The 12,837-nt window shown below is 68.4% G+C and carries 12 protein-coding genes and 1 tRNA gene; 1 reads left to right on the top strand and 12 read right to left on the bottom strand.

The features are described 5' to 3' along the window. Nucleotides 1-127: 127 nt before the first annotated feature. The 8 genes from tviB to EDC34_RS09040 all read right to left on the bottom strand — a co-directional run bounded on the left by tviB (nt 128) and on the right by EDC34_RS09040 (nt 9,744). On the bottom strand, nt 128-1,408 hold the full coding sequence (gene tviB / locus EDC34_RS09005; RefSeq protein WP_114960554.1) for a Vi polysaccharide biosynthesis UDP-N-acetylglucosamine C-6 dehydrogenase TviB: 1,281 nt from the start codon (nt 1,406-1,408) through the stop codon (nt 128-130). 77 nt (nt 1,409-1,485) lie between these two features. After that, entirely contained in the window at nt 1,486-1,845 is a 360-nt protein-coding gene (locus EDC34_RS09010; RefSeq protein WP_114960553.1) for a MarR family EPS-associated transcriptional regulator, read from the bottom strand. A 90-nt stretch (nt 1,846-1,935) separates the two neighbouring features. Next, nucleotides 1,936-3,312 carry an O-antigen ligase family protein gene (locus tag EDC34_RS09015; protein WP_114960552.1) on the bottom strand — a complete coding sequence of 459 codons (1,377 nt, stop codon included), beginning with the start codon at nt 3,310-3,312 and terminating at the stop codon, nt 1,936-1,938. Nucleotides 3,313-3,449: 137 nt separating this feature from the next. Then, nucleotides 3,450-3,872, bottom strand: coding sequence for a hypothetical protein (locus tag EDC34_RS09020; protein ID WP_114960551.1), 423 nt, complete (start codon nt 3,870-3,872; stop codon nt 3,450-3,452). 100 nt (nt 3,873-3,972) lie between these two features. Beyond that, a complete protein-coding gene (locus tag EDC34_RS09025; protein WP_162797706.1) occupies nt 3,973-5,220 on the bottom strand; it encodes a tetratricopeptide repeat protein in 1,248 nt (415 codons plus the stop codon). Between the two features lie 29 nt (nt 5,221-5,249). After that, nucleotides 5,250-6,692, bottom strand: coding sequence for a DnaJ domain-containing protein (locus tag EDC34_RS09030; RefSeq protein WP_114960549.1), 1,443 nt, complete (start codon nt 6,690-6,692; stop codon nt 5,250-5,252). Between the two features lie 3 nt (nt 6,693-6,695). Further along, the gene (locus tag EDC34_RS09035) at nt 6,696-8,888 is read right to left on the bottom strand and encodes a GumC family protein (RefSeq protein WP_162797705.1); all 2,193 of its coding nucleotides are present in this window, start codon (nt 8,886-8,888) and stop codon (nt 6,696-6,698) included. 133 nt (nt 8,889-9,021) lie between these two features. Then, nucleotides 9,022-9,744 carry a polysaccharide biosynthesis/export family protein gene (locus EDC34_RS09040; protein WP_114960547.1) on the bottom strand — a complete coding sequence of 241 codons (723 nt, stop codon included), beginning with the start codon at nt 9,742-9,744 and terminating at the stop codon, nt 9,022-9,024. Nucleotides 9,745-9,922: 178 nt separating this feature from the next. Here EDC34_RS09040 and EDC34_RS09045 point away from each other — a divergent pair. Continuing rightward, a tRNA-Val gene (locus EDC34_RS09045) sits at nt 9,923-9,997 on the top strand. A gap of 160 nt (nt 9,998-10,157) precedes the next feature. Here EDC34_RS09045 and EDC34_RS09050 read toward each other — a convergent pair. The 4 genes from EDC34_RS09050 to pyrC all read right to left on the bottom strand — a co-directional run bounded on the left by EDC34_RS09050 (nt 10,158) and on the right by pyrC (nt 12,722). After that, on the bottom strand, nt 10,158-10,391 hold the full coding sequence (locus EDC34_RS09050) for a zf-HC2 domain-containing protein (protein WP_114960546.1): 234 nt from the start codon (nt 10,389-10,391) through the stop codon (nt 10,158-10,160). Then, nucleotides 10,385-11,017 carry an RNA polymerase factor sigma-70 gene (locus tag EDC34_RS09055; RefSeq protein WP_205388069.1) on the bottom strand — a complete coding sequence of 211 codons (633 nt, stop codon included), beginning with the start codon at nt 11,015-11,017 and terminating at the stop codon, nt 10,385-10,387. Before EDC34_RS09055 ends, EDC34_RS09050 begins: the two co-directional genes overlap by 7 nt. A 260-nt stretch (nt 11,018-11,277) precedes the next feature. Then, a complete protein-coding gene (locus EDC34_RS09060; RefSeq protein WP_114960544.1) occupies nt 11,278-11,568 on the bottom strand; it encodes a hypothetical protein in 291 nt (96 codons plus the stop codon). Nucleotides 11,569-11,639: 71 nt separating this feature from the next. Beyond that, a complete protein-coding gene (pyrC, locus tag EDC34_RS09065; protein WP_114960543.1) occupies nt 11,640-12,722 on the bottom strand; it encodes a dihydroorotase in 1,083 nt (360 codons plus the stop codon). Nucleotides 12,723-12,837: the final 115 nt, after the last annotated feature.

Genomic DNA, 12,837 nt, shown 5'->3' on the forward strand with positions numbered 1-12,837 from the left:
ATCGATACGTTTAACATCATCTGGGGGGGCGTCATGCGGGGCCATTAAACTCCGCGCCTGCGACGTTACGCTCAGGGCGAACGGGGCGGCCGGTACGCGATGCTCTGCGACAGCGGCGTAAAAAGCGTTACAGCCGCCCATCCACCACATCCCGCGGCAACACACCCTTCACGTCGTACACCACACTGGCCTGCGGCCTGCACAGGGCGCGCACGCCCTGCCCGCCCAGCTGCCGGAACTGGTCGTGGCCAACGGCCAGGATCACGGCATCGTAGCCGTTAGCCTCCGGCGCGGAGACCGGCGTAATGCCGTATTCGTGCCGGGCCTCCGCCGCGTCCACCCACGGATCGAATACCTCCACCCGGGCGTTGTAGCCCTGCAGGGCCTGCACGATGTCCACCACGCGGGTATTGCGCAGGTCCGGGCAGTTCTCCTTGAACGCCAGGCCCAGGATCAGGATGCGGGCATTCACCGGGTTGATGCCCTTGCGCACCATCAGCTTGATGACCTGGTCGGCCACGTAGGGGCCCATGCCGTCATTGGTGCGGCGTCCGGCCAGGATCACCTGCGGGTGGTGGCCCACTTCCTGCGCCTTGTGGGTGAGGTAGTACGGATCCACGCTGATGCAGTGGCCGCCCACCAGGCCGGGCCGGAACGGCAGGAAGTTCCATTTGGTGCCGGCGGCTTCCAGCACGTCCAGCGTGTCGATGCCCAGCTTGTTGAACAGGATGGCCAGGTCGTTGACCAACGCGATGTTGAGGTCGCGCTGGGTGTTCTCGATCACCTTGGCGGCCTCCGCCACCTTCAGGCTCGGAGCCTTGTGGGTGCCAGCCGTGATGATGCTGGCGTACAGGGCATCCACGAAATCGGCGGCGGCCGGGGTGGAACCGGAGGTCACCTTCTTGATGGTGGTGACGCGATGGGCCTTGTCGCCGGGGTTGATGCGCTCGGGGCTGTAGCCGACGAAGAAATCGGCATTGAAGCGCAGGCCGGAAACGCGCTCCAGGATGGGGACGCAGACTTCCTCGGTGCAGCCGGGATACACGGTGGACTCGTAGACCACGGTATCGCCGGGCTTGAGCACCTTACCGATCGCCTCGCTGGCCTTCACCAGCGGCGTGAGATCGGGCCGCTTGGCGGCGTCGATCGGCGTCGGCACGGTGACGATGTAGACGTTGCAGGACGCGATGTCGTCCAGGCGGTCGGTGAAGGCCAGGCGCCCGGCCTGGGCGAGCAGCTCCGGTTCCACCTCCAGCGTGCTGTCGCGGCCTGCGCGCAGTTCCGCGATGCGCGCGGCGTTGATGTCGAAGCCGGTGGTGGCGTACTGCTTGCCGAATTCCACCGCCAGCGGCAGGCCCACGTAGCCCAGGCCAACGATGGCGATGCGTGCGTCCCTGTGTGATTGCATTCCCGGAAATTCCTCTTGGTTTCGCGTTTCCGTGTTGGCGCTTCCATGCAGGCAGGCAAGGCCGCGCTGCAGCGCGGTCAGCCCTGTCTACCCGGTGGCGGATCTTCCTCCGCCGCGGCAACCTCGCGCTGCAGGCGTTCGATTTCGCTGCGCAGCTGGTCGTATTCGCGCATTTTGCGGGCAAGGAACTGGCGCGTCAGGCGCGCCTTGGCCTCGATCCCGCGCGGCGTGAGCAGGTAGGCGTAGCCCAGCTTGTCGGGGTTGCGGCTGAAATTTCCGACTTTCACCCAGCCCTTTTCGATCAGGGCACGCAGGGCGTAATTCAGCTTGCCGAGCGATACCCCCGTGGCGCGCGCCAGCTCACGCTGGCTGGCCTGGGGCTCGGCCTGCAGCCGGCGCAGGATCGCCACGTGCAGTTCTTCCGATGTCTCGCCCATGGCACCCATGAATCGCGGCGTTCACGACTTGAACACCGCCGCACCATACCCCGCCCAGGCGAAGAATGGCAAGCGTTATGAGAAAAAATCTCAGCCGCCGGGCGACGCATTTTCCAATGCCGCCGGAAACTGCGGCTCACGCTTGCGCGCTTCCCCCGTCGCCGCCAGCATCACCCCCGCCAGCGCGCCGCAGGTGGCCATCAGGGTGAGCGTGCGCAGCGGATAATCCACCCACGAATGCGCCAGTACGGCCATGAGCGCGACCCAGCAGGCCGCCGCCAGCACGGCCTGGCGGCCTTCGCTGCGCTGGAGGCGCCCGCCGACCGCCAGCAGCAGCCCGACCACCGCCGCCAGCGCCAGCATCCCCAACCAGCCGCTGGTCATCCACCATTGCGCGTACTCGTTGTGGGCATGATTGACGTACTGCGGCAGCTTCAGCGACAGCGGCGCCGCCTGCTCGAACGCGGGCACGAAACTACCTACACCACTGCCCAGCGGCGCCTCGGTCTTGCCGATGGCCAGCGCGGCGGTGGCCATCGTGTGGCGCAGTTCCTCCAGCGCATCCACTTCCATCCAGCCAATGCCGGCGCGAATGCCAATCACCGCCATCACCAGGGCACCCAGCGCGACCACCACCAATCGACGACGGCGCAGGATCTTTCTCAGTTGCAGCAAACCGGTCATCACCAGCGCGACGGCCAATGCTGGCAGGACGATCACCATCCCGGCGCGGGATGTCGAGAGTGGTACTACCAGCAGCAGGAATACCGCCAGGCCCAGGTAACGCCAGTGATGATGGGGCGGCAATTCGCCGCGCAACTCGCGCAGCCGCGCCTCCGCGGCCAGGCCGAGCGCCAGCACCATGCCGATGATGCAGGCCGTGGCCTGGTGGTTGGTGTTGACCAGCAGCCCGCCGAAGCCGTTGCTGAAATCCTGGTACAGCCGCAGCGCGCTGTCCGGCGGCAGCCCGGCCTGGAAGAACGCGAAGGCCACGTTGAACAGCACCAGCGCCAGCACGACCTGCAGCAGGGTGCGCCGTTGCCGCGGCTCCAGCGCGCAGGCAGCCAGGAAACTGGCCAGCGCCGGCAGCAGCGCCCACAGCCCGCGCTCGGTGGCCGCGGGCGTGAGGCTCCAGTGGGGGTTGACCTGCACGCCAGCGGCCATCAGGTCCGCCGCCAGCGCCTGACGGGCGGGCGGCAGCAGCCAGAGCCCCTGCGGGATTGGCAACAACTGCACGGCTGGCACCAGCAGGATCAGCAGCGCCACCGCGATCCCGGCCTGCACCCAGCGCGACGCGCCGTCCGCCAGCAGCAGCCATGCTGCCAGCAGCAGCACCGGCAGCGCCAGCAGCTGCAACCCCTCATCGATACCGGTGTCATCGACGGTGACGCCACCGCCCAACCAGCAGGCCAGCAGCAGGATCGACAGGGCGGGAAGCAGGGCACCGCGGGCGCGTTCGATCATCATCGTTCAAGCATATCCGGCAAGCCGCAGGATTGGCGACAGTCAGCACCCCACGACGCAACAAGAAACGACATCCCACAACGCAAACAGGGCAGGCTTTGAAAGCCTGCCCTGCGGGAAGATCCCAAGCGGCGGAAAAATCAGAAGTGACGGATGCTCGCGCTCAGCGGGCCGACCGGCACGTCCTTCTCGTTGTTGAGGACGGCGGCACCGATGGCGGCGACGCCGGCGATGATGGCGGCATTGGCACCCGACGCCATGCCGTCATTGGTCCAGCCCGCCACCTTGCAGTCGCCCGGCACGGTGTACACGCCTGGCTGCTTCAGCTCCATCTTGCAGCCGTTCTTGTACACCAGCGTGGCCGCGGAGCCGGCGTTGACCATCACCTTCTCGCCCACCACGACCGGCTGGCCGCTGCTGGCATTCATGTAGTCCCCGCCGGTGCTGGTCATGGCCGAACCGGCATTGATCTGGATGACGATGCCGTCGTTTTGCTGCTGCGCAAAGACCGGGGCGGCGAACGCGACAGAAGCGGCGACGAGGGCGGCGGCGAACTTGGTCATGGCAATCATCCTTGGTTTGGGGGTGTACCTGCAGGCAGAGGCTAGCAGCACCGGCATTTCAACGCAAGCGGCAAGCCGATGTTTTTCCCCTGACTTATGTTCAGGTTTGTGGCAGAAGCGTGAATCCGGTCACCCACAGTTCGCCCGACACCCGCTGCGCGGCGCCAGCGGGAACCGGATTCACCAGGCGCAGCCATTGTCCCGGGCAATTCGTCGCCGGCACAGTGAAGTCCATCTGGAACCGGGTCCAGCCCATGTTGCCCTGGAGCGGGTCGCTGCGCCCCAGGACCATGCCCGACCCGGCGCACACCACCTGCCACTGCAGGCCCATTTCGCTGCGCAGGGCCGTGGCCCGTGCACGGAAGCCGAGTCGATAGGCCCCCGGCCCGAGCAGCAGCGGTTGGCTGAGGCCGGCCTCCGGCACCCGCCGGTCGAGGAAGTTCAGATAGGCCGCCTGCCCGCGGATGCCGGCATCCGGGACGAAATCCAGCAGCACGCCCGGCACCCGCTTCACGCGCCAGTCGAAGCCGGCATTCGTAGGCGTCTGGCGGAAGTCGCCGTTGTAAAGCAACGGCAACCGGCCATCCGGCTTCGGCGCGCTGCTGGCCCAGCGCGCATAGGCCTCGCCCCAGCGGCCCTGCGCCATCAGGCTGTCCAGCCAGCGGTCGTATTCGTCCTGGCTCAGCCCACCCTGCGCCTGCAGGGCCTGCATGATGCGGCCGGCGGCTTCAGGATTGCCGCGCGTGGGGTGGCGCAATGCGGCCAGGGTGCCCTCCCGCCACGGCGGGTTTCCGGCCAGCATGTGGGCCAGCGCGTCCGCGAACGCCGGCTCCTGCGCCATCTGCACGAGGACCGGGTTGATGGCGGTGGCACGGCTCGGCGACATCCGCAGCAGGCTGTCGATCTGCGCCAGGGCTGCGGCGTATTGCCCCTGCTGCAGGTAGTGCTGGGCCAGCCAGGCACGGCTGGGCAAGTCGCGCGGGGCGCGCTTGGCGGCGATCTGGTAGAGGCGCAGCGCCTGCGCCGGGTCACCTCGGCGCTCGGCCACCTGGGCCAGGATCCGGAACGCCTGCCCGCGCAACGGGGAATTGGCGAGCACCCGGCGCGCGCTGTCCTGTGCGGCCTGCAGATCGCCTGCGGCCAGCTGGCGCTCGGCCTGCGCCAACAGGGCCGCGGAAAACCCCGGCCGCCATTGCAGGGCCAGCGCTGGATCAGCGTCCGCGACGGCCTGCTCGGCACGCAGCTGGCCGTAGATCCGCCAGCCGGCCCAGAGAGCCAGGACCACGAGCACCGGCAGCAAGGCCTTGCGCCACGCCGGGCCCGCTGCGGTGGCACGCATCGGAAGCATCACTGGATTCGTACTCTTCGCGGTTGAACTCATGGCGCTCCTTCCAGACGGATGCCGGTCACCAGCCAATAGCCGTCCCGCCAGTGCAGGCGCGCCAACAGCTGGCCGGCGGCGGGCGAAGCCCCGGCGACCGCAAAGGCGGAGCCCAGCTCCGCGCTGTCGTTACCGATCTGCCATTGCGCCTGCAACAAGCGCACGCGCCCGCCCGCGTGCAGGCGACGACGCAGTTGCTCGGCCTCGTCCTCGACCCGCGGGCTGTTCCAGATCGGAGGCGAGGCCCGCCCCGGCGACTGCATGAAGCGCAGCAGCATCTCGCCGGCCTGGCGCGCCGCCTGGAGGCGGGCGAAATCAGGCGCGCCGCCATCACTGGCCGCCGGTGCCGGCATCGGGGACTGTGCGACGGCCGGGGCAGCGGCGGCAACCGGCACCGGTTGCAGCGGCTGTCCGGCATTCGCCACGACCGGCGGAGGCGATGATGGCGGGGCCGCGACAGAAGCCGACGCCGCAGGCCGGGCCGCCGCAGTGTCGCGCACGCCGGGGGATGCAGTCTCCGGCGCACGCGCGACGGCCATGTCAGCCCTGGATCGGCCTGGCCTGGACGTGGCGGGGCTGGAGCCGCCAGCCACGACTGCCGGCGCGGGCCGCGCGGGACGTCGCTCGGCCGCCACCCTCGCCTCGCGGCGCGGTGCGGGGCGGGCCGCCGGCTGCAGCCGTTTGTCCGCTGTCCTGCCATCCGCCCCACGCGACTCACCGCGCGCCGGCCTGCGCGGCACGCTCAGCGCCAGTTCCGCATCGTCAGGACTGCCCGCGGCCTGCGCCAGCGTGCCCGGGGCTGGCTCCTCCCAAGGCTCCGGGCTGCGCGCCATGTCGCGCAGTGCCAGCAGCGCCAGCACCACGCACAGCGCCAGCAAAGCCAGGATCGGAAGCCGCCGGCGCCAGCGCACCTCGGCCGCGACCGGCTCGGGCAGCGGCCGCCACCCCGGCACCAACGCCGGACGGCTGCCGCTGTCGAATACCTCCGATGGGCGCGCATTGCGCAGCGCCTCGTCGTAATCGCGCCGGCGCTCCGGGCTGCGCAGGCGGTTCCAGGCGGCGTTCACCCGCGCGGCGAAGGCGGCATCCTCCTCGCTGTGCGGGCGGTCCGGGTGCAGCCAGGACTGCAGCAGGCGATGGTGGGCCTTGATCCGCTCGAACGGCGCATCCGCAGCCACCCCGAGCATGCGGTAGGCGTCGGCCTGCGGGAAGAACAGCACTTCGCGCACGTAGAACTGCGCCGCCTCGCGCAGGCGGGATTCGCTCTCCCCGAACGTCGCCATCGCCTGGGCCAAAGTTTCGGGCGCCGCGCCGGCGGCGATCGCCAGCAACGGCTCCATCCCGTCCGGTAGCGGCTTCTGCCGCAGCAGGTGCCGCTCCCCCGGCGCCTGCAGCAGCGCCAGTGCCCATTCCAGCGCGCTCCCCTTCGCGCTGTCCACCGGTCAGCCCTTGGTCAACCGCGGCTTGCCGCCATACGCGTAGTACGAATCGTAGCGGTAGCCGTAGCCATAGCCGTAGCCGGCGGTGCGGGCGTCGTACTTGGTCAGCAGCCCGCCAACCACGCGCGCACGCGCCGCCAGCAGGCGCTTCAGGGCCGACTGCGCCGCACTGATCTTGGCCTTGGCGCTGGGGATTACCATCAGAGTGCCATCGACCGCATTGCTCAGGATCGGCGCATCCGCCAGCCCCAGCACCGGCGGGCCGTCGAGGATCACGTGGTCGTAGCGCTCGCCGCCGACGGTCAGCAGCGAGATCAGCTTGGAGCCGGACAGCAGCTCGGCCGGATTCGGCGGCAGCGGCCCGGCCAGGATCACCTGCAGGTCTTTGTCTCCGGTCTCCTGCACCGCGTCGCTGAACGCACAGGCGCCGGCCAGCAGGTTGCTGAGGCCGAACTCCGGGCGCAGCCCCAGGGTCTTGTGCAGCGAGGGATTGCGCAGGTCGGCATCCACCAGCAGCACCCGCTTGCCGAGCTGTGTCAGGTTGCGCGCCAGCGCCAGCGCGGTGGTGGACTTGCCCTCGCCCGGCCCGCTGCTGGTGACCAGCAGGGTCTTGGGCACGCCGTGGTCGGTGGCGAACTGCAGCGCAGTGCGCACCGAGCGATAGGCTTCCGAGAACGCCGACTGCGGGTTGGCCGCGACCTCCGCGATGTTGTCCTTCGGGCCCAGCTTGGGGATGACCCCCAGCACCGGCAGCTTCAGCTTCTGCTCGATGTCCTCCGGGGTCTTCAGGGTGTCGTCGAGGAACTCCAGCAGGAACGCCAGCAACACGCCGAGCACGCCGCCCAGCAGAAGGCCGATCGCCAGGTTCAGGGTCAGGCTGGGCTTGAAGCGGCTGGTGGGCACTTCCGCGCGATCGATGATGGAGATGTTGTTGGCGCGCACGTCGCCGGCCACGCCCACCTCCTTGTAGCGCTGCAACAGACCGTCATAAAGCTGGCGGTTGGTATCCACCTCACGCTTGAGGATGTTGTACTGGATGCTGCGCCCATCCACGTCCAGCGCCTGCGTGCGCAGCGCCGCGATCTGGCCGGTGAGCATCTGTTCCTGGCGCACGGCGGCGTCGTACTCGGCCTTGACCGAGGCGCGGATCCCGCCCAGCTCCGTGGCGATCTGGCGATCCAGCTCGTCGATCTGGCTCTTGAGCTGCAGCATCTCCGGATAGTCCGGCTTGAAGGTCTGCAGCTTCAGCTGGTACTGCGCCTGCAGCTGCCCTTTCTGCTGCTGCAGCGCCCGCACGTTGGAGTTGCTCAGCATGTCGGGCGGCATGGCGCCGCTGGATGCCTGCTGCCAGCGCGCCTGCGCGCGGATGCGCTGGTCCTGCGCGGTCGCCAGCGCAGCGTTGAGCTGGGTGAGGTTCTGCGCCGCCAGCGACTGCCCCTGCTCGCCGGTGTTGACCAGGCTCTCCTTCTGCGCGAACTCGACCAGCTTGCGCTCGGAGTCCTCCAGCTTGGCCTTGGTCAGCCGCAGCTGATCCTCGAGGTAGGTCTTGGCGTAGGAAGATGCGCCGAAGCGGCGCTCCAGCCCGGCCGCGATATAGCCCTCGGCGATGGCATTGGCCGCGCGCGCGGCGAACTCAGGGGAAGTGCTGTCGAAGTTGATGCGCACCAGCCGTGAGTTGCGAATCGGTTCCACGCTCAAGCTGTCAGCGATGAATTTGACTGCTTCCTGGAAGTCAGTCCGCGAAGAAGCCGATGCATTGCCCGGCTCTCCCGTTGCGCCTTGTTTCTTGCGCTTGGGCTTGAGCAGATCCAACATCCGCCCCAGCCAGCCCTCGTCGGCAAGGCGCTCCAGTTCCTTGGGATCCAAGTTCAATTCATTCGCAACGCGCTCGGCCAGGGAGCGGCTCTTGATCAGTTCGTATTGCGTCTGCAGGAATGTCGGATCCAGGCCTCGCTCATCTCCTGGCTGCAAACCATCGACCTGGATGACCCGCACTCCTTCCTTGTCGAGCTGGAGGACCGTGGTAGCCCTGTAAACAGGAGTGGCGAGCAGGGTCACCAGCAGCGCCAGCGCCACCACCGCGGCGAGCACGCCGATGATCAGGCGCCGCCGCTTGACCAGGACGTGCCAGTACGCCAGCAGGTCGATTTCGTCGTCATCCCGCCGCTGTTCGTCCTGCAGCTCCAGGCTGAGCATCCCGCCAGGCGCGCGCGGATGCGCCAGCGCGCCTGCAGGCTGCCGCGGGTCATGCCGGGCCGGGAGGTGGCTGTCATCACCAGTAGGCCCGGCGGGCAATCGATCGTCAGTCATCGACTATCGTCCTTGATGATCAGGGGAAGAACCAGCGGAACGCACCGATCGCCGGGGCGGTCTCGATGAAGTGGCGGAACGCGGACTTGCTGCCGGACTGTTCGACCACCACGATGTCGTCACCGTACACCTGCGGGTCTTCGACGATCCCGCGGCGCACCTGGCGCAGGTCGAACACCGCCGCCATCCGCTTGCCGTTGACCTGGCGCATCAGCACGATGCCGCCGAGGTCGGCCACCTTGTTATCCAGGCCGCCGGCCAGCGCGATCGCCTGCAGCAGCGTGGTCTTGCCCGTGATCGGATAGATCCCCGGCTTGCTGACCGCGCCCTCCAGGGTGATGCGCTGGCTGGTGTATTCCTTGATGAACACAGTGACCTGCGGGTTCTGCAGGTAGCCATCGGCGTAGCGCCTGGCAAGTTCGGCCTCCAGTTCGGGCACGGTCTTGCCGCCGGCCACCACCATGCCGATCAACGGCAGCGAGATCTGCCCGTTGGAGTTCACCCGCACTTCCTTGTCCAGGTCCTGCACCCCGAACACGCTGATGTCCAGCAGGTCCTGGGCGCCGATGCGGTAGTCGGTCGCCCCTTCGTAGGCACCGGAAGCCGTGGTGGTATCGGGCGGCGGCAGCGCGTTGCCGGCGACCGCATTGGCCTGCTCGCGTCGCGCGCCGCCATCGCTTGCGCATGCGGCCAGGCCCAGCGCCAGCATCAAGACCAACAAGAAACGCAACCCGTTGCGCATGCGGAATCCTCTCCCGGGGGACTTGGCATTATGCGGGCCGTGCCAGCATGCGCAAGCCGGATGCCGCGTGCCCAGCCGTTTCCGTGACCGCCTGCCCGCTGCCCGGCCGCCTTGCCGGCGCCCGGAAAAATCCCTGTTGCCTAATCCGGGCGTTGCTGTAGAATGCGCGCCTCGCAACGGGCGGTTAGCTCAGCGGTAGAGCATTGCCTTCACACGGCAAGGGTCGCAGGTTCGAACCCTGCACCGCCCACCAGATTGCGGAAAACCCCCGGCCCTCCGGGGGTTTTTCATTGCGTTCTGGCCCACCATCGCAGCACCAGGACACCTTCACTGCGCCGCCATAACGGCGCTTGTCGAATGATGCGCTACGGCTGCCCCACGCAGGGCCCCGCCCCGACCCGCGACGCCGGCGATCAGCGTTCGCCGCGATGAGTGTCCTGATCCGCCTCGCTCGTCGCGTCCGCGCGCTCGCCTGCCCCTTGCGCAAAGGCGCGCGAAGCCTGGCGCAACACATCGAGATGCCTGCCGAAGTTGCGGCAGCCGCTGCACAGCAGCAGGTGCGCGCGCAGGGAGATGGTCGCCGCCAGCGGCAGCGAATGCTCCTGGGCTTCGGACATCAGACGCGTGGCCTCCTGGCAGTTCAACATGACGCCCCCCGGACGAACCAGTGGTTTTCCAGGCACTCGCGCAGACGCAGGCGCGCGCGGTGCAGGATGACATTGACATTGCTGACGCTCAGGCCCAGCGCGCCGCAGATTTCAGACGTTTCCAGCTCCACGAATTCGCGCATCATGAACACTTGCCCCTGCCGCCCCGGAAGATGGGCCAGGCAGGCCTCGAACACGCGCCAGAATTGCGCGTTTTCAAGCGCATGCTGGGGTTCGTCCCAACCCCGCGGCAGCTGGTCGCGCCGCCAGTGCCCGTTGCGCGCGAACAGCATCTCCAGCACCTGCGTATCCTCCTCTTCACCGGCCAGCTGGCTGGCTTCAACCAGACGGCTGCGCTGGCGTAGCGCATCCGCGATCTTGTTCTTGAGGATCGTGAACACCCAGGTCTTGAACGCCGCACGCCCGGCGAACTTCGCGGCATTGGCCATCGCGCCGATCAATGCCTCCTGCACCGCGTCTTCGGCCAGCTGCGCATCGCCCAACTGCAGGCTGGCAAAACGGACCATCTGCTGCCGTAGCGCAGACAGGAAGGCCGCATCGTGGAATACCCCTGCGGCCACGGCCGGGCCTTCCCCTTCCGCAACCATGGCATCTCCTCCCTCCATCCAGCCCTCCTGTCGACCGCCTCGCGCACCGCCGGATGGCCGGCCCTCGGATACGTCTCGCCGTTCCCCTGCAGGGAGCGTCCGGCACCTCGCCTGACGCGGCCCAGTATGCGCGCATGCCGGATGCTGGCGCGCGCTGCAGGCAGGCGCAACGGTCGCAACCATGCCGCTTCTCCCGAGGGACCCAGTCGCTTGGTCGCGCTGGGCGACGGTTTCTTACAGGAGGCCCCCGGCCGGCCTGCACAAACCGGGCACAAAACTCACGAAGCCCTCGGCAACTCGCGCAAGGCCAGCTGCAGAGCCGCCTGCAGCGCACCCACGTAGGAAGCAGGCGCACGGCGTTCCCGCGCGTCCTGCACCGCGCCCTGCAGCCCCTTGACATAGGCCACCAGCAATTCGCGCGCGTTGAACTGCTCGCCGATCTCCTGCAGCGTGCGCGAGGCCGCATCGCGCACGTGCCAGTCCACATTGGCGCCGGTTTCCGCCTGGCGCGCGAGATCGATCACTTTCAGGACATGCGGCGTGACCAGGCCGACGACGGTCGCTTTCATGGGACTCACCTGCGGGGGAACAGGAACGACGAAGATAGCGTAAGCGCAACGGCCTGCGGGCGGAAAACGGTTCAGCCAAGCAGCCGCCAGCCCAGCGTCTCGCCCTGCGCCAGCGGCACCAGCGTGCGCTCACCGAACGGCAATTCAGACGGGATCACCCAGTCCTGCTTGCGCAGCGTCACGGTGCCGGTATTGCGCGGCAGGCGGTAGAAATCCGCGCCGAAGTGGCTGGCGAAGCCCTCCAGCCGCTCCAGCCGGCCGGCGGCCTCGAACGCCGTGGCGTACAGCTCCAACGCGTGCAGGCCGGTATAGCAGCCGGCGCAGCCGCAGTCGGCTTCCTTGTCGCCGCGGGCGTGCGGGGCCGAATCCGTGCCCAGGAAGAAGCGCGGGTTGCCGCTGGTGGCGGCCTCCAGCAGCGCGTGCCGGTGTCGCTCGCGCTTGAGCACCGGCAGGCAGTAGTAATGCGGGCGCAGGCCGCCGCTGAAGATCGCGTTGCGGTTGTACAGCAGGTGGTGCGCGGTGATGGTGGCGGCGATCTCGCCGTCGGCCTCGCGCACGTAGTCGGCCGCGTCCTGCGTGGTGATGTGCTCCAGCACCACGCGCAGCCCCGGGAACTCGCGGCGCAGCGGGATCAGCGTGTGCTCAATGAACACCTTCTCGCGGTCGAACACGTCGATGTCGCGGTCGGTCACCTCGCCGTGGATCGCCAGCACCATGCCCGTCTCCTGCATGGCCTGGAGCGCCGCGCGGGCGTGGCGCAGGTCGGTGACGCCGGAATCGGAATTGGTGGTCGCCCCCGCCGGATACAGCTTCACCGCATGCACGAAGCCGCTGGCCTTGGCGGCGCGGATCTCCTCCGCCGGCGTGTTGTCGGTGAGGTACAGCGTCATCAGCGGCTGGAAGTCCGAGCCCGCCGGCCGCGCCGCCAGGATCCGCTCCCGGTAGGCCGCCGCCAGCGCCGTGGTGGTCACCGGCGGCCGCAGGTTCGGCATCACGATCGCCCGCGCGAACTGCGCCGCCGTGTGCGGCAGCACCGCTGCCAGCGCCTCGCCATCGCGCAGGTGCAGATGCCAGTCGTCGGGGCGTGCGATGGTCAGCGTGGTGCCGGCCGGCACCACTGCGGGCGCGGGGACGTGGTGGGACAGCGAGGGCATGCGCACAGTTCCGGGGCCGTTACAGGACGCGCCATTTTGCCGCGAAAAGTCCCGGGGGACATTCGAGCCTGAATGGCGCGGGCGATCGACTGACTCACGCCACGGCGATCGCGGA

Origin of the sequence: Thermomonas haemolytica, from assembly GCF_004346265.1 — a bacterium.
GTDB lineage: Bacteria > Pseudomonadota > Gammaproteobacteria > Xanthomonadales > Xanthomonadaceae > Thermomonas > Thermomonas haemolytica.